We start from the raw sequence: 17,703 nt of genomic DNA on the forward strand, positions 1-17,703 counted from the left end.
CACACCTGTTCCCATGCCGAACACAGAAGTTAAGCTCTTTAGCGCCAATGGTAGTTGGGGGCTGTCCCCCTGCGAGAGTAGGACGTTGCTAGGCACATTAAGGTACTACTAATTTTATTGGTAGTATCTTTTTTTATATTGATATAATAAGAGAAGATTATATTAATGAACTATTTTATTCTAAAGAATATCATGTTTATCTAGAGCTCTTTATAAAGATTTATGGAAATAACTTGCTCCAATACACGTTTAAATTAAAAAAACAAAAAAATCTAATAACTTCTATAAAAACTACTTGCATGTTTTTAATATCCTGTTATAATAATAAATGTGTTAGAGGTAACATAATAATATTGTTCCGAAGTAGCTCAGTTGGTAGCAGCATCTGACTGTTAATCAGAGGGTCGCAGGTTCGAGTCCTGCCTTCGGAGCCATTTTTTTGTCTGTGCTTCCATAGCTCAGCAGGTAGAGTGCTTCCATGGTAAGGAAGAGGTCACCGGTTCGAGCCCGGTTGGAAGCTTTTGAAACTTATAAACCGAAAAAATAAATAGATTAATTATTTTTTGTTTTAGGGTTGCAAAACTAATTGAAATGTGATATTATTATTCTTGTCCTGTTAAAGACATAAATTTTCTAAAATGGCCCCTTGGTCAAGCGGTTAAGACACCGCCCTTTCACGGCGGTAACACGAGTTCGAATCTCGTAGGGGTCACCACTTTTAATAATTACATATTAACAATTTGGAGGATTAGCTCAGCTGGGAGAGCATCTGCCTTACAAGCAGAGGGTCGGCGGTTCGATCCCGTCATCCTCCACCACTGTTTCGGAGGGGTAGCGAAGAGGCTAAACGCGGCGGACTGTAAATCCGCTCCTTCGGGTTCGGCAGTTCGAATCTGCCCCCCTCCACCATTTATTGGGGTATAGCCAAGCGGTAAGGCAACGGATTTTGATTCCGTCATGCCCTGGTTCGAATCCAGGTACCCCAGCCATTTTTATTTTATGAGTCATTAGCTCAGTTGGTAGAGCATCTGACTTTTAATCAGAGGGTCGCTGGTTCGAATCCTGCATGACTCATCATTCATAAGATATAACCTTCTTCTAAAATATTAGAAGAAGGTTTTTTTGTTGCTTTAATTTCCATGTCTTTTCCTCTCGCTGCAATTTTATCTAAAAGAGCAGCGTCTAAATAAATTCTTTCATATATTGTAATTTCCTTATAAATGAATCAATTTTATTTCAACACATTAACTTTTCCATATTCATATTTGGATGTTCCACTACAGACAGCGCTTTCACGGGCTTGGCTTCAATCTCCTTGTTGAATTCAGCATCGCTAACTTCGACTTAGTAGTGTAGCACTAACGTTCCTGCGGTGCTTTCAGCTCAAGCTTATTCCATATGACTCTGAATGAACCTCGCACGAAGGAAATGCGAATGCATTTTCGAGGGCTCACCGTCGAAAGCGTTGCAATGAAAAAAATAGATATCAATTAATATTCGTATATTTTATATGAATTTTGCATAATAAAATTGTTTCAAATAAAAGGATATAGACTTCTTTAAAATTCTTTTGCTTAAAGGATTCTATAATTTTTTAAAATTTTTGAACTGAATAAAAATACAGAAAAATGTCTTGTTGAGCCATCAGCATTCCTGCCGTTACAATAGAATTAGATAACAAAGGGGGTATGACTTCATGGAGTCATTAAAGATATCGATGATTGGGGTCCCTATGGATATGGGACAATTACGCAGAGGCGTAGATATGGGGCCAAGTGCAATTCGTTATGCAGGTGCTGTTGAGCGTTTAGTAGAGATCGGTCATACAGTAATAGATGAAGGTGACATCTATATTGATCACTCAAAGAAAGAGGAATCTCCAGATACAACATTAAGAAATTTAGAGGCAGTTACTGATGCAAATACTAAACTAGCTCAAAAAGTTCATGAAGTAGTAGAGAAAGGAAGGTTTCCATTAGTATTGGGTGGGGATCATAGTATTGCTATCGGTACATTAGCTGGCATATCAGATCACTATGAAAATTTAGGTGTTATTTGGTACGACGCTCATGCAGATATGAATACAAGTGAAACATCGCCTTCAGGAAATATTCATGGTATGCCATTAGCTGTTAGTTTAGGTCTGGGCCATGAAAGATTAGTCAATATTAGAGGATTTGCACCTAAAGTAAAACCAGAGAATATTGTGATTGTCGGTGCACGCTCAATTGACCAAGGTGAGAAAGAATTAATCTGTAAAACAGGAATCAAAGTATATTCTATGCATGAAATTGATCGCCAAGGAATGACGGATGTAATACAAGATGCCATTACATATTTAAAAAGTCAGAATGTAGATGGAGTCCATTTATCGTTAGACTTAGATGGTATTGACCCGATCTATACTCCGGGAGTAGGAACTCCAGTACCAGGTGGTATTACGTACAGAGAAAGTCATTTAGCGATGGAAATGTTACAAGAGTCAGGTTTAATCACGTCTGCAGAGTTTGTTGAGGTCAATCCAATTCTGGATGAAAAAAATAAAACAGCTGATGTAGCGGTAGCTTTAATGGGCTCATTATTTGGTGAGACGCTAGTTTAAAAAGGATGAGCGGTTTGCTCATCCTTTTTTATATCTATTTAATAGGGTTAATCGCCGTCTGTAATACTGTCCATTTGTGGTTCTATGGCACTTCTAGCCACTAGCCCTTTATAGCTATTTTCAAAGTTTTACCATTAAAGTGGTGAAAATGAAAAAAGTTGTAAGAAATAGAAGGGAGTATTGGTATAATAAAAATAATAATGTTTAAAAATGTGAAATAAAAATGAAACCAACTGAGGAATCGGTTCGTATATTATAGGCAGCCGCATGGCGGAGGGGAAATCACATGGATGCGTTAATCAACAAAAGAATAAAGCAAGTGCTGAAAGGTGACCAACATGCGTATTCAGATATTGTGAGCCTCTATCAGCAAAAAGTATATCAAGTATGCTACCGCATGCTCAACAACCAACATGAAGCAGAAGATATAGCACAAGAGGCTTTTATACGTGCATATACAAACTTGCACACTTTCGATTTAAATAGGAAATTTTCTACCTGGCTATTTCGTATCGCAACAAATTTGTGTATAGATCGCATAAGAAAAAAGAAACCAGACTATTACTTAGATGCACAAGTTACAGGTACGGATGGACTCGATATGTATTCTCAGATTTCTTCATCAGATCGACTCCCTGAAGAAGAGATTGAAAGAATGGAATTGCAAGAAAGAATTCAATATGAAATTAGTTGCTTGCCAGAAAAGTATCGAACAATCATAATCTTGAAGTATATTGAAGAATTGCCACTGCAAGAAATTAGCGAAATTTTGGATATGCCATTAGGAACAGTAAAGACACGTATTCACCGAGGGCGTGAAGCGCTAAGAAAGCAATTGAGCAATTTGTAGGGGGTTTTCACTATGAGTAAATGCCCTGAACATATCGTGCAATACATGCATGAATATCTAGATGGGGATATTAGCCGCGAACAAGAGCAAGAGTTGAAGTCATTTATGCGAAATTGTGATGATTGCCAAAAGCACATGCAAGAGTTAACTAGAACAATCGCGTTCGTGAAAAGTGCAGCCGTTATTGAAGCGCCTCCAAATTTTGTAGAACAAGTAATGCAAAAACTTCCTAAAAGAAAGATGCGTAATGGCATACAACGATGGATTCGTAGACACCCAATTTTAGTAGCAGCAGCAATGTTTTGCATTCTTATGAGTGCGTCACTCCTATCAGGTTATAAAAATGACCAAGAATTTTCGTTTACAAAACAGCCGAATTTACAAGTACAAGGTCAAACGGTAATTGTTCCTGAAGGAGAGACTGTAAAAGGCGACATCGTTGTGAAGAATGGCGATATTATTGTAAAAGGTGAAGTTGATGGGAATATTACAGTTATTAATGGTAAATATATGGCTTCTACTGCAAATGTCACCGGACAAATTGAGGAAGTTGACGAGGCTTTTGAATGGCTATGGTATAAAATTAAAAGTAGTGTGAAAAGTGCTTGGTCTTTTATTGATAAAAATGAATAAACTAATTGAGAAGTCTGCTAACTTAATAGTGGGCTTTTCTGCTTCATACGGGCAGAAAGTAAGGTAGTTGTGCTATACTTGACGTATACGTACTCGCTAGAAAAGTGGGGGATCCACATGACTTTTATTAATGAATTTACACAGTTCACCAACAATCAATGGATAAGAATGGTATTAAACATCATTGATATTTTATTAGTATGGTTGGTCTTTTATAATATACTTACATTGATTCGTGGCACAAAGGCCGTTCAGCTTTTAAAAGGTATTTTTGTGATCGTAATCATTCGAATTATTACCGTTTATTTAGGGCTAACTACATTAGGCTGGATGACGCAACAAGTTATTGAATTTGGCTTTTTGGCGATCATCATTATTTTTCAACCTGAATTACGTAGAGCGTTGGAACAATTAGGGCGAGGAAAGTTGTTTGCTCGAAGTAATTTACAGGAAGAAGAAGAACAGGCCCGATTGATATCCGCCATGTCCAAATCTGTTAGTTACATGGCAAAACGACGAATTGGCGCGCTTATTTCAATTGAAAGAGAAACAGGTTTAAATGATTACATTGAAACAGGTATTCCTATGTTCTCTGAAATCTCATCAGAGTTAATTATCAATATTTTCATACCAAATACGCCGCTTCATGATGGAGCAGTAATTGTACAAAAAAATAAAGTAGCAGCAGCCGCCTGTTATTTGCCTCTCTCAGAAAGTCCATTTATTTCAAAGGAACTTGGAACACGTCATCGTGCAGCAATTGGTATTAGTGAAGTAACGGATGCTGTAACGATTATAGTGTCAGAGGAAACAGGCGCTATTAGTTTAACCATTAATGGTGATTTGCATCGTGATTTATCTATTGAAGAATTTGAGTCACGTTTACAGCGTGCATGGTTTGGCGAACCAACTGCTGCAATCAGTACCTCCAAATGGAACTGGAGGGGGGATAAAAAGTGATGGATAAACTAGTCGACAGTCCATGGTTTTTACGAATTACCGCACTTGTATTGGCATTATTAATGTTCTTTACAGTGAGATCTGAAACAAGTCCAGGCAATAATACAACAACAACTTCTGACCGCCAAACTGAAGTAATTCATAACGTTCCTGTAAAAGTGCTTTATGATGACAAAAACTTAATTGTTACGGGTGTACCACAGACGGTTGATGTTTCCGTAAAGGGGCCATTAGCACTTGTATTACAAACGAAGGCGCTTAAGGATTATGAAGTTTACTTAGATCTAAGTAAAGAAACAATCGGAAAACACAAGGTTAAATTTAAATATAAGGGTTTTTCAGATAAGCTCCAAATTCAAATTGAACCATCTACAATAGATGTATCTATAGAAGAAAAAGTCACACGGACCTTTAAAGTAGATCCTGACTTTAACGAAAGTCAATTAGCACCTGATTATTTTGTAAAAACAATGACAGCGAATCCAAATGAAGTTACAGTTACTGGTGCTAAAAGTGTAGTCGACAGTATAGCTTATGTAAAAGCAATGTTATCAGGTGAATCCAGAGTGACAGAGTCCTTTACTAAGGAAGCACCTGTAAAAGTGCTAGATCGTGATATGAATAAATTAGATATTACAATTAGCCCTTCTACTGTGCAAGTAAAAGTTGACATTGGGGAGTATAATAAGGAAGTGCCGATTTCCTTAAATGTAAAGGGTAATCCAAAAGATAATTTAAAGGTAAAATCGTTGAAAGCTGATGCGAGCCATATTACGCTATTTGGACCAAAAGATGAACTTGAAAGAATAAGTTCATTGCCTGTTGATGTAGATGTTTCGAAATTAAAGAAATCTGATTATGTCACAGTTAATTTGTCCAAACCATCCGGCGTGACAAAGCTATCAACTAATCAATTAAAAGTCCATGTTACACTAGACGAAACATTAAGTAGCAACAAAAATGTAAATGATGAAACAACTAATAATCAAGAAACTACTAGTGCAACGGCATCTACAGCTACTGTTGACAACGTTAAAGTAAGTGTAAAAAATCTAGATAAAGAACAATTCGCCATTGATAATGAAACAAGTTATTATGTATCAGTATTTGTAACTGGCGATGAGCAAGAGATTGCGAACATAACAGCATCGGATATTCAATTATATGTAGATGCAAAAGATGTGAAAGAGGGAACAAATACCTTGAAGATATTAGGTAGTAGTCCTGCGGGAACAACATGGAATGCCACTCCGAGTTCTATAAAACTAAAAATTAGTCAACTTTCATAAAAAAGTTCGTTAAAAAATTGCATACAGTTTTGAAGGAGAGAATAACAAAATGGGTAAATATTTCGGAACAGACGGCGTCCGCGGAGTCGCCAATAGTGAGCTAACGCCTGAGTTAGCGTTTAAATTGGGACGTTTTGGTGGATACGTTTTAACGAAAGAAACCACAGATCGTCCGAAAGTATTAATAGGACGAGATACTCGTATTTCTGGTGAAATGTTAGAAGGTGCACTTGTTGCAGGCCTATTATCAGTAGGAGCAGAAGTAATGCGTTTAGGTGTTATTAGTACACCAGGGGTTGCTTATTTAACAAGAGTAATGAGTGCTCAAGCGGGTGTGATGATTTCAGCATCTCACAATCCTGTAGCAGACAACGGCATTAAATTCTTTGGTCCAGATGGCTTTAAACTTTCAGATGCACAAGAAGAAGAAATTGAAGCTTTACTAGACCAAGAACATGATAATCTACCGCGCCCTACTGGAGCAGATTTAGGTTCAGTTAGCGATTACTTTGAAGGTGGCCAAAAATACATTCAATATTTAAAACAAACTGTATATGAAGATTTTACAGATATCCATATTGCATTAGACTGTGCTCATGGTGCAACATCATCATTGGCTACACATTTATTTGCAGATTTAGAGGCAGACTTATCAACAATGGGATCTTCTCCAAACGGTTTGAATATTAATGATGGCGTTGGTTCTACACATCCAGAAAAATTAGCAAATTTAGTAGTGGAAAAAGGTGCTAATGTAGGGTTAGCATTTGATGGCGATGGTGACCGTTTAATCGCAGTTGATGAAAATGGGCAAATTGTTGATGGCGACCAAATTATGTACATCTGTGCTAAGCATCTACACGAAAAAGGTATGCTCAAACAAGATACAGTCGTATCAACAGTTATGAGTAATATGGGCTTTTACAAAGGTTTAGAAGAAAATGGCTTGCATAGCGTGCAAACTAAAGTTGGCGATCGTTATGTAGTAGAAGCTATGCGTGAAGGTAATTATAACGTTGGTGGCGAACAATCAGGCCATATCGTATTTTTAGACTATAACACAACAGGTGATGGTTTACTTACAGGTTTACAGTTAGTCAATACGATGAAAGAGACAGGCAAAAAATTATCAGAACTTGCTTCTGAAATGACAATTTTCCCACAAAAACTAATTAATGTTCGAGTTACTGATAAACATACTGTGAAAGAAAATGAAAAAGTAGCGGCAATTATTGCACAAGTTGAACAAGAAATGAATGGTGATGGACGAGTATTAGTTAGACCTTCAGGTACAGAACCATTAGTTCGAGTTATGGTTGAAGCACCATCAAGTGAACTTTGCGAAACTTATTGCACACGAATTGTGGATGTCGTTCGTGAAGAAATGGAATTAAAGGATTAATTCATTTACAACAAGGAATAGAAATCACAAATGAACGATTCCTTGATTAACATAGTTAAGGAGATATTCTCACAGAACTTTTGAGGATATCTCTTTTTATGTTGGCGCAGTTAAATTTGATTATTGGTATCTGAAAGGAATAGTTATTGTGCGCTTAGCGCGCTGGCACTGTGCGTAAAAGATTTTAACATAGACTTATGTTTAAAAATTCTTTCTTGCGGAAGGATATAAATTATAGGATAAAAATGAACTAAAACCACAAAGGACTTTTTTAATTGTAGATTAAGTAGGAATAGTAAAAAGGAATCTTTTTTATAAAAAATGCAACAAAACTGGAATTTGTTGCGTATTATATAATGATTAATTATTTTTTGAAATTGTAAACCTTTTCAATGCATGTTTGTAATTGACTATGAATGGTGTTTTCAGTATGATGAAATTGCTATTGAATTTAAAAGGTCTAACCTTTTCATTCGATTAGTATAATGCTAAGGAGGATCGTTTTGAAGCATGAAATCGGAAAACAGTTATAGCGCCAGTACTGAAGAAATAGAGCGTACAATCTTCAGTAGACGAGGTGGAGGAGTATCGAATTTTCGGCGGATGCCTCCCGATCGACAATGCCCGATCGTTATCTTACTTTTAAATTACTCGAGCAATTGAGTAGACAAAGGAGTAAGAAGGCAAAATAGCAGCTACAATATTAATGTACTTCGCCTATTTAGGGGAAGTAGATTTCTTGTGGCTAATTTTGCGAAGCTCGGAGGAAAAATATATGTGTGGAATTGTTGGATATAATGGCTTATTGGATGCCAAAGAAATTTTATTAAAAGGTTTAGAAAAACTAGAGTATCGCGGATATGATTCTGCTGGTATTGCGTTAAGTAATGCTGAAGGTGTATCCGTTTTTAAAGAAAAAGGTCGTATTGCAGATTTACGTAAAGTCGTAGATACTTCACTAGAAGCAACTGTTGGGATTGGGCATACACGTTGGGCAACTCATGGTGTACCAAATCGTCGCAATGCTCACCCTCATCAAAGTACTTCAGGTCGTTTCACTTTAGTACACAATGGGGTATTAGAAAATTATCACCTTTTACAAGGCGAATTTTTACAAGGCGTTGAGATGCAATCTGAAACAGATACAGAAGTACTAGTACAACTTGTAGAAAAATTCGTGAAGGACGGTATGACTACTGAAGAAGCTTTCCGTCACACATTAACACTTGTACACGGCTCTTATGCACTTGCGTTATTGGATGCAGAAGATCCAGAAACAATCTTTGTAGCAAAAAATAAAAGCCCATTACTTGTAGGTGTAGGTGAAGGCTTTAATGTTGTAGCATCAGATGCAATGGCAATGTTACAAGTCACAAACCAATTCATCGAACTACATGACAAAGAAGTTGTTATCGTAACGAAAGAATCTGTAATAATTAAAAAACTAGATGGCACTGTAGTAGAACGTGCTCCATTTACAGCTGAGTTAGATATGAGCGATATTGAAAAAGGCACATATCCTCACTACATGCTAAAAGAAATCGATGAACAACCGGTCGTTGTCCGTAAAATTATCCAAGCTTATCAAAATGAAGAAGGTGAATTATCTATCCCTTCTGAAATTGCGGAAGCATTACATGAAGCAGATCGTTTATATATTATTGCAGCAGGCACAAGCTATCATGCTGGTCTTGTTGGGAAACAATATTTTGAAAAAATCGCAGGCATTCCTGTAGAAGTTCATATTTCAAGTGAATTTGGATATAACATGCCGCTATTATCGAAAAAACCATTCTTTATCTTCATCTCACAATCAGGTGAAACTGCCGACAGTCGCCAAGTGCTAGTGAAGATTAAAGAACTTGGCTACCCAGCATTAACAATTACAAACGTACCTGGCTCAACTTTATCTCGTGAAGCGGACTACACATTGCTATTACATGCAGGTCCTGAAATTGCAGTAGCATCAACAAAAGCTTACGTAGCCCAAGTTGCAGTCCTTGCAATCGTTGCTTATGTAGAAGCTCAGTCACATGGTAAACAACTAGACTTTGATCTAAAAGCGGAACTTGCAATTGCTGCAAATGGTATCCAATCAATGATTGATGACAAGGATGGATTGAAAAAGATTTCAGATTCATTCTTAGCTACAACACGAAATGCATTCTTTATCGGTCGTATCGTAGACTTCTACGTAAGCCTTGAAGGTGCATTAAAACTAAAAGAAATCTCTTACATCCAAGCAGAAGGATTTGCAGGTGGCGAACTAAAACACGGTACCATAGCCCTAATTGAAGATGGTACGCCAGTATTCGCTCTAATCACTCAAAAAGACGTGAGCCTGAACCTTCGCGGAAACGTCAAAGAAGTAGTAGCACGTGGCGCTAACCCATGCATCATCTCAATGGAAGGTATGGAAGAAGCAGGTGACACAATCGTCCTACCACAAGTACACCAACTTCTAACACCACTTGTATCCGTAGTAGCCTTACAACTAATCAGCTACTATGCAGCACTATACCGTGGATGCGATGTGGATAAACCACGTAACTTGGCTAAATCCGTTACGGTTGAGTAGTTTGGTTTTTTAAAGCTGAATTTTGTGTCTGCACACAACTAAGTTGTACCCTAAAATTAAAAAATTTCACATCAGAAAAGCGCGAGAAATCAACGATTTTAAAGTTGAGTTCTCGCGCTTTTAAGGTTTTTGACTAGTTATGTCCCGGCCTCACCTCACCTCGTAGAAATCTATAGAGGAGAGAGGATTCTAAATCAAACTTTATTATAAATGAACAAGTAAAATAATATTTTAGAAATACCAGCATTATACTAAGGAAAATATTGCAAAATTTACAACTCCTGATATCCTTAAATTTGGGGAATATATCCACGGTGGGAAATGGAATATTAAAATAATCAAAGGGAGTTCATCGATGAGAAGTAGCTTAAAGATTAAAATGTTAATGGTTTTTTCAATTTTACTTGTTATTTCGTGTTTTCTGATTAGCTTTTTTGTTTATCGTTCATCGTTAGATTTAGTGAAAGAGTCTGTTGGTCAACAAAACTTAGCTATGATTGATCATGCAATCTCTAAGATAGATGATAAAGGTTATCAAAATTTGGAAATTGGTGCTAAAAAGGAAGGATATTATCAAGAATTACAAAAAGAACTAGGCTCTGTTAAAGAGTTTTATGATGTATCTAGTTTGTATACGATGTCTCGTGTGAAAAAGGATGAAGACTACGAATACTACTATATGGTAGATAGTATGCCAAGTGAGGGTTCCACGATTGGTGTTAAAGAGGAATCACCCGAATCCTATCCTAAAATGAAACAAGTATTTGAAACCGGGAAAGTACAATTTCAGTTATCAAATGATGCAAAATATGGTGCAGTACTAGCTATTTATGCTCCCATAAAAAATAAGGCTGGAGAAGTGATTGGATTATTGGGGGCAGATTTGGATGCCACAGCTGTTTATGAAGCTATGGGCGCCAATAAAATGAAAATTATTACTATTACACTGATTATCTTAATAGTAGGAATCTGCATTGTTTATTTCTTCGCAGATTATTTAACGAAACCTATACGAAAATTAACATCACAAGTGAGAAAAGTTGGTAATGGTGATTTAACTGTCATGATAGAAACAGGACGAAAAGATGAAATTGGACTTTTAACACAAGCATTTCAACGGATGGTATTAGATTTACAAAATATTATTCTTGGCATCAACGTTGGGTCCAAACAGTTAATTGACACGACCAATTCAGTGGCTAAAAGTAGCGAGAAGGCAAGTGAAGCAATTAGCCACATTTCTGCGTCCGTTCAGGAAGTATCGGCAGGAGCGCATGCACAGTATAAAAGCTCGGAGGAAAGTTCAGTTACATTAGAGCAAATGTCAGAGGGCATTCAACAAATTGCTGAAGCTTCTTCAAATGTATCTCAATTATCATCGATTAGCTTACAAAATGTAGAGCTCGGAAATAGTAGCATTGAAAAAGTGATTCATCAAATGAATGTTATTAATCAATCTGTTCAATTATCGGCAAATGCAATTAAAAAACTCGAGAATCAATCAAATGAAGTTTCACTTATTATAAATATCATTCGTGACATTGCTTCACAAACGAACCTACTTGCATTAAATGCTGCGATTGAAGCGGCGAGAGCTGGTGAATCCGGAAAAGGCTTTGCTGTAGTAGCTGAAGAAGTAAGAAAGCTAGCTGAGCAATCGGAAAAATCAGCAAATAGCATATCGGATTTAATTTCTAAAATAAATGTGGATACGAGTTTAACAGTACAAACAATGAATGTTGTAACAGAAAATGTCGAAGACGGTATACAAGCTGTTGAAGAAGCTGGAAAATCATTTGAAAGTATTCTCGACTCTATTCAGGGCGTAGTATCTCATACGAAGCAAGTTTCCGTAACTTCGGAAGAAATGTCAGCATTCTCGGAGGAAATCACAGCAGGAGTAATGGAAACGACGATGCTTGCAAATAAGGCAGCAAAGGCAACAGAAAGTGTGGTCGACCGAACAATTGAACAAGAAAACTACAATCAAGATATCCTTCATGCCGTTTTAAGGCTTAATAAAATGGCGGAAGATCTTGAAAAAACTGTTTCAAAGTTTGATGTAGGTGTCAAAAACCCAGACAATTCCCAAGTAATTTAAGAATGAAAAGATAATCTTTAGAATAAAATTCTACTATTATGAATGAATTTTGCTATTGATTATCTTTTTGAGGGTAGGATATAGACACATTTTGTGTAGCTTTATAAATAAGATTGATTATTTAAAGCGAAGTTCGATTATTTAAAATAAAGATTGAAAAAAATCCTGTATTTTTGCAGGATTTTTTTCTTTAAGCATCGGGCAGGTTAGCTTAAGGTAATTTTATCTTTTTATGCTCTTGGAACTCTACTTTTTAACATAGTCATTCCTGCACTAAGCAGAATAGTCAAAAGAATAACTAGTAAAAAAGTAAAAAAATTGAAGAAAATAGAATTTGACCAGAAATTCAATAATGATAATTCACTTTCCCTTGTATAAGTAGGACTAACCTCCACAATCTTTTTTCTCAATTCTGAAGCTTGATTGTAGACATTTATCACTATTATGAAAGATAACACACCTGAACCTGCAAGCATCATTATTTTCTTAGCCTTTGCTAGTTTAGTTAATGTGAGCATCGAATACTTAAAAGTTCCATAAACAAAGAATCCAAAGAAGGGAAAGAGGAAGATCCAAGGAAATAGGCCTAGATTGCCATTACCACCAACTACTCCGAACTCACTATTTATATTTAAAGTCTGTGTCATATCATTACATAAGTAAAAAAGTAAAACTGACATTAAAAAGCTTATGATGTAGATGATCTTAAACATATTTCACCTTCTTTCAGTGATTATCTTGAGAATGAAACAGTATGAACCTTACCAACCACCAACTATCGAGATCCAGCTGACCTAATAGGACCCTGTATTATCTGATCCACCATCGGAATCTTATAAGAAAGATATTGTCTCTCAGTTTTAATCAATCTTTTTTTATAAAAATTGCCTTCAATCCAAAATCAACTCCCCGCATTTTGATCAATCTGTAGCGCGCTTTTAATCAAACTGTATTCCAAACCTACAATTTAGATAGGAAATTACTAGCCCTTTCAAGGTAAAGTCTAGTATAGTTATATCGACATTAAAATTATGTGTATTTCAAATGAATATTGTTACTTAATGCAACTAGTGAGTTTAATATACATGAAAAAAGTGGTGAGTTTTATTTTGAATGAGAAGTATTTTAAAATAAGCGGATTACTTGTTTATGGCTTAATTCTAAGTGGGATAATCGGTTTTATATCTTCTGTTTTTTTAATTTTAGTTAATGGCTTGGCAGATTTTTTATGGAATGATCTATCCAATACATTAAAAGTACCCGCTATTTATACATTATTATTATGTATTTTTGGAGGTGTTTTAGTAGGTGTTAGCAGGTATAAGTGGGGGAACCTACCTAAAACAGCTAATGATGCTATTGTTGAATTAAAAACAACTCAAAGAATGGACTATTCAAATATATATATCAATTTTTTAATTGCCTTTTTAATTTTAATCTTTGGTGCAAGTGTAGGTCCTGCAGCAGCCGTATTAAGTTCTGTTATTGCGTTATCGGTATGGCAGGGAGATAAAATGCGTTACTTTTATTTTTCCTACAACGAATTGAAAAAGGAATCTTGTCTAATTAGACTAAAAAAATTAGCTTTACCTCATAATTACCTTATTCCCTATAATCCTGATCAGGCTCCTAAAGAGAAAAAACTACTATTATTTAAGAAATTATTTTATATGTTGTTTATCGTTAACGGTATAGTGACCTTTATGTTTTTTATAAAAATATCGGATCAGCCCCCTTTTGTAACAAAGTTAGGGGAAACTAATTGGGGTTTGGATGAATTGTTTCTTTTTATTCCTTTAGTTTTGATTGGTATTTTGTTTAGTAAACTTTATAAACTAATGGAAATAGCGATGAATAAACTCTTTTCTAAAATAAACAATAAAATTATTTTAAGTGCTGTTATCGGTGGTATTGGTATTGGTTTAATGTCTTTAATCGCTCCTAATCTACTTTTTTCGGGCCAACTTTCTATGCAAGACTTACCTAGTTTAGTACCGACACTTTCGATTGCTACTTTAATTTTGGGTTCGGTTTTAAAACTGATTTTTATGGAGTTTTGTTTAAAGTCAGGTTGGGTTGGTGGAAATGTTTTACCAGTTATATTTGCTTCCATTTTACAAGGCTACGCTATCGCGACTTTCTTTCCACAACTAGATATGCTCTTTATCGTAGCTGTTATAGGTAGTAGTGCTTCGATTGCTATTTTAAAGACACCTTTACTAGTAGGAGTTGCTCTAATGCTATTTTTCCCGAAAGAGTTAGCCCCGATTATATTAATCATTGTGGCTTTATTCATTTGGTTAAGTAAAATGAGAAAAAAATTGCCGAAAAAAATAACTGCTTAATTTTAGTTGAAGATGCTGTTTTGGAAAATTGAAGAGGGGTGTTCCTTGATGACAAATAGTAGAATGAATCCTAAGGTTGATGAGTATTTAAGTAAATCAAAAAAGTGGAAAGAAGAATATGAGAAGTTGAGAAATATTGTTCTTGACTGTGAGCTGACAGAAGAATTTAAGTGGATGCACCCTTGTTATACGTTTGAGAATAAAAACATAGTGTTAATACATGGATTTAAAGAATATTGTGCGTTTCTGTTTCACAAAGGTGCTTTGTTAAAGGATCCCAATGGAATTCTAATCCAACAAACGGAGAATGTACAGGCAGCTCGCCAGATTCGCTTCACCAATGTGCAAGAAATAGTCGAGATGGAACCCATTTTAAAAGCCTATATTAATGAAGCTATTGAAATTGAAAAAGCAGGGATGAAAGTGAATATGAACACAGATATCATAATTCCTGAAGAACTTCAAATTAAATTTGATGAAATTCCTGAATTGAAAACTGCTTTTGAAGCATTGACGCCAGGACGACAACGAGCATACGTTTTTTACTTTTCGGGGGCCAAGCAAGCCAAAACTCGAGCGTCAAGGGTTGAAAAATATATTCAGCAAATTCTCGATGGAAAGGGATTAAATGATTAGCTATTTTCTTTGAATAGGGGAATCCAACTTTAATCAATCTATACGGATTTTGTACCCAAATAATAAAATCATTTAAAACATAATAAAGTCCCTAGAAATTAAGAGCCGACACTGTAACAAATATAGTGTCGGCTTTTTTATAAATGCACAAATGAATTAGAAAGTTCATAACATAATAACTATTACATCAGATTTTAAAATACGAAAGGGTCCTATATAAAAAGTTTTGTAAAAATAAAGTCACAAATATTTTTTATTTTTGTTTGATTTGTATACAAAATGAAATCTTTGTAATATAATTGTAACATAAATAAGGGAATTATTTATCTAACTTTAAAAATAAGGTGGAATTTCAATGAATAATTTAACTAAAACAAAAAAAGTATTAATCGCTACTACACTTTCTGTAGCACTGTTAAATGGCGTAAGTAATGTAACTTTTGCATCTGCTGTTGATCATAAAACTACTAATTCTAATCATCAGACTAAAGCATCTAAACAAGCAGCTAGTTTAAACCAAGTAATGAAACTAGCAAAAAAAGGTGAAAATAAAAACGATAAAGCAGTACTTGCCATTCGTTTAAAAACTGTAAAAGAGACTCTAGGAAAACCAGCAAAAGAAATTGAATATAAAGGAGCGCATCTTGTTACATATAAAGCAGGAAATTATGAGCTAACGTTTGAATTCCCTAGTGTATACAGCTATACGAATGATAAAAATCCAAAAGTAACAAGTTACAATGTCCATCAAACTAAAGCATCTAAACAAGCAGCTAGTTTAAACCAAGTAATGAAACTAGCAAAAAAAGGTGAAAATAAAAACGATAAAGCAGTACTTGCCATTCGTTTAAATACAGTAAAAGAGACTTTAGGAAAACCAGCAAAAGAAATTGAATATAAAGGAGCACATCTTGTTACATATAAAGCAGGGAATTATGAGCTAACGTTTGAATTCCCTAGTGTATACAGCTATACGAATGATAAAAATCCGAAAGTAACAAGTTACAATGTCTATCAAACTAAAGCATCTAAACAAGCAGCTAGTTTAAACCAAGTAATGAAACTAGCAAAAAAAGGTGAAAATAAAAACGATAAAGCAGTACTTGCCATTCGTTTAAATACAGTAAAAGAGACTTTAGGAAAACCAGCAAAAGAAATTGAATATAAAGGAGCGCATCTTGTTACATATAAAGCAGGGAATTATAAACTAACATTTGAATTCCTAAGTATATACAATGATGCCAATGACAAAAATCCAAAAGTAGTTAGTTACAATGTTTATCAGTAATAGTGCAATAAAGTTATGATGTTTATTCTCGCCCCTTTAGATAACCTTATCTAAGGGGGTTTTTATGTTTAACAGAAAAAGAACATCTGAAATTAAAAGCGGACTCAAAGTAATCTGTTTAAATTTCTACAATTACGCTGAATTAAATATTTTAAAAGAACTTTAAAAGGGGGTACTAGGTTTTAAGTAGTATCGCCTTTGTGTTTTTAAGAGAAGATTTATCTCTTTTTCAAAATGGTTGGTTTTCTTCTATAACAAATGTATTTTTTAAGTGGCGGTTGATTGTGGAAGTTTAAGCTAAAGTCAGGATATTTCAATTAATTTAGAGGAGATAATAACAAGAGAGTGGAATATAAAAGGTGATGCGAAGTCGAAAGGTGGAATGAATTTGAACTTATTAAATAGGTTGATAGAACAAGCTAAGAATCCAAATGGAATCATAGGTTCATTTATGTTAAATATAATGAATACTGCTCATACTGAAATGAACAAATGGGCTTTCGAGAAGATAAAAATTAGTGAAAATGCGGTAATGTTGGACATAGGTTGTGGAGGAGGTAAAGCAATACAATTAATGTCCAAAATTAATACATACGGAAAAATATACGGTATAGACTATTCTGAACAGGCAGTAAAAGATTCAATAAGAGCAAATAAAACAGATGTAGCTACGGGTAAAGTATACGTTCAGCGAGCGAGTGTGACTGACATCCCATTTCCCGAAAATGTATTTGATATAATTACTGCATTTCAAACACATTACTTTTGGTCCGATTTAGAAAATGGTATAAAAGAAGTTTTTAGAGTATTGAAATCAGAAGGTTGTTTCTTAATCATTGCTGAGAAATATAAAATTAACTATCATATGAAATCCTATAAAACCAAGGAAGAATTAGAGCAATTGTTTAAAAAATCAGGGTTTAATAAAGTAGAATTTTATGAAAATGTAAATAAAAAGTGGATTTGTATGAAAGGAATTAAAATGTAAAAAGTTTAGACATCGTTTAGTAATTTATATT

The 17,703-nt window shown here is 35.0% G+C and carries 13 protein-coding genes, 7 tRNA genes and 1 rRNA gene; 20 read left to right on the forward strand and 1 reads right to left on the reverse strand.

Annotation, left to right across the window (positions count from 1 at the left end):
- From rrf to ACIQ4I_RS16620, 16 genes are all read left to right on the forward strand, one after another.
- Nucleotides 1-94 (forward strand): 5S ribosomal RNA (rrf, locus tag ACIQ4I_RS16545); the annotation flags it as partial.
- A gap of 263 nt (nt 95-357) precedes the next feature.
- A tRNA-Asn gene (locus ACIQ4I_RS16550) sits at nt 358-434 on the forward strand.
- Between the two features lie 13 nt (nt 435-447).
- Nucleotides 448-520 (forward strand) — tRNA-Thr (locus tag ACIQ4I_RS16555).
- Nucleotides 521-640: 120 nt separating this feature from the next.
- A tRNA-Glu gene (locus tag ACIQ4I_RS16560) sits at nt 641-715 on the forward strand.
- A gap of 27 nt (nt 716-742) precedes the next feature.
- Nucleotides 743-818, forward strand: a tRNA-Val gene (locus ACIQ4I_RS16565).
- Nucleotides 819-825: 7 nt separating this feature from the next.
- Nucleotides 826-909 (forward strand) — tRNA-Tyr (locus ACIQ4I_RS16570).
- 5 nt (nt 910-914) lie between these two features.
- Nucleotides 915-989: transfer RNA gene (locus ACIQ4I_RS16575), tRNA-Gln, on the forward strand.
- A 12-nt stretch (nt 990-1,001) separates the two neighbouring features.
- Nucleotides 1,002-1,074 (forward strand) — tRNA-Lys (locus ACIQ4I_RS16580).
- 622 nt (nt 1,075-1,696) lie between these two features.
- On the forward strand, nt 1,697-2,602 hold the full coding sequence (gene rocF, locus ACIQ4I_RS16585) for an arginase (RefSeq protein ID WP_403098005.1): 906 nt from the start codon (nt 1,697-1,699) through the stop codon (nt 2,600-2,602).
- A gap of 286 nt (nt 2,603-2,888) precedes the next feature.
- Complete coding sequence (gene sigW, locus ACIQ4I_RS16590; protein ID WP_397536544.1) at nt 2,889-3,452, forward strand: RNA polymerase sigma factor SigW; 564 nt, start codon at nt 2,889-2,891, stop codon at nt 3,450-3,452.
- Between the two features lie 12 nt (nt 3,453-3,464).
- The gene (locus ACIQ4I_RS16595) at nt 3,465-4,085 is read left to right on the forward strand and encodes an anti-sigma factor family protein (protein WP_403098007.1); all 621 of its coding nucleotides are present in this window, start codon (nt 3,465-3,467) and stop codon (nt 4,083-4,085) included.
- 117 nt (nt 4,086-4,202) lie between these two features.
- Nucleotides 4,203-5,045, forward strand: coding sequence for a diadenylate cyclase CdaA (cdaA, locus tag ACIQ4I_RS16600; protein WP_403098009.1), 843 nt, complete (start codon nt 4,203-4,205; stop codon nt 5,043-5,045).
- Nucleotides 5,045-6,334 (forward strand): CdaR family protein, encoded by a 1,290-nt coding sequence (locus tag ACIQ4I_RS16605; RefSeq protein ID WP_403098010.1) that lies wholly within the window; start codon nt 5,045-5,047, stop codon nt 6,332-6,334. Before cdaA ends, ACIQ4I_RS16605 begins: the two co-directional genes overlap by 1 nt.
- Nucleotides 6,335-6,383: 49 nt before the next feature.
- Nucleotides 6,384-7,736 (forward strand): phosphoglucosamine mutase, encoded by a 1,353-nt coding sequence (gene glmM / locus ACIQ4I_RS16610; RefSeq protein WP_403098012.1) that lies wholly within the window; start codon nt 6,384-6,386, stop codon nt 7,734-7,736.
- A gap of 775 nt (nt 7,737-8,511) precedes the next feature.
- A complete protein-coding gene (gene glmS, locus ACIQ4I_RS16615) occupies nt 8,512-10,314 on the forward strand; it encodes a glutamine--fructose-6-phosphate transaminase (isomerizing) (protein WP_403098014.1) in 1,803 nt (600 codons plus the stop codon).
- Between the two features lie 355 nt (nt 10,315-10,669).
- Nucleotides 10,670-12,415, forward strand: coding sequence for a methyl-accepting chemotaxis protein (locus tag ACIQ4I_RS16620; protein ID WP_403098016.1), 1,746 nt, complete (start codon nt 10,670-10,672; stop codon nt 12,413-12,415).
- A 230-nt stretch (nt 12,416-12,645) separates the two neighbouring features.
- Here the strand turns inward: ACIQ4I_RS16620 and ACIQ4I_RS16625 are convergent, their stop codons facing one another.
- Nucleotides 12,646-13,128: a hypothetical protein gene (locus ACIQ4I_RS16625; RefSeq protein WP_403098018.1), complete on the reverse strand. Its 483-nt coding sequence runs from the start codon at nt 13,126-13,128 to the stop codon at nt 12,646-12,648.
- Nucleotides 13,129-13,500: 372 nt separating this feature from the next.
- On the opposite strand from ACIQ4I_RS16625, the gene ACIQ4I_RS16630 reads away from it, so the two are divergent.
- The 4 genes from ACIQ4I_RS16630 (at nt 13,501) to ACIQ4I_RS16645 (ending at nt 17,672) form a co-directional block, all read left to right on the forward strand.
- Nucleotides 13,501-14,760 (forward strand): chloride channel protein, encoded by a 1,260-nt coding sequence (locus ACIQ4I_RS16630; RefSeq protein WP_403098020.1) that lies wholly within the window; start codon nt 13,501-13,503, stop codon nt 14,758-14,760.
- A gap of 48 nt (nt 14,761-14,808) precedes the next feature.
- On the forward strand, nt 14,809-15,396 hold the full coding sequence (locus tag ACIQ4I_RS16635; RefSeq protein ID WP_403098360.1) for a YdeI/OmpD-associated family protein: 588 nt from the start codon (nt 14,809-14,811) through the stop codon (nt 15,394-15,396).
- A gap of 355 nt (nt 15,397-15,751) precedes the next feature.
- The gene (locus tag ACIQ4I_RS16640) at nt 15,752-16,684 is read left to right on the forward strand and encodes a DUF4309 domain-containing protein (RefSeq protein ID WP_403098022.1); all 933 of its coding nucleotides are present in this window, start codon (nt 15,752-15,754) and stop codon (nt 16,682-16,684) included.
- A 388-nt stretch (nt 16,685-17,072) separates the two neighbouring features.
- Nucleotides 17,073-17,672 (forward strand): class I SAM-dependent methyltransferase, encoded by a 600-nt coding sequence (locus ACIQ4I_RS16645; RefSeq protein ID WP_403098024.1) that lies wholly within the window; start codon nt 17,073-17,075, stop codon nt 17,670-17,672.
- Nucleotides 17,673-17,703 lie beyond the last annotated feature (31 nt).

It is taken from the genome of Rummeliibacillus sp. NPDC094406, assembly GCF_044763875.1.
Lineage (GTDB): Bacteria > Bacillota > Bacilli > Bacillales_A > Planococcaceae > Rummeliibacillus.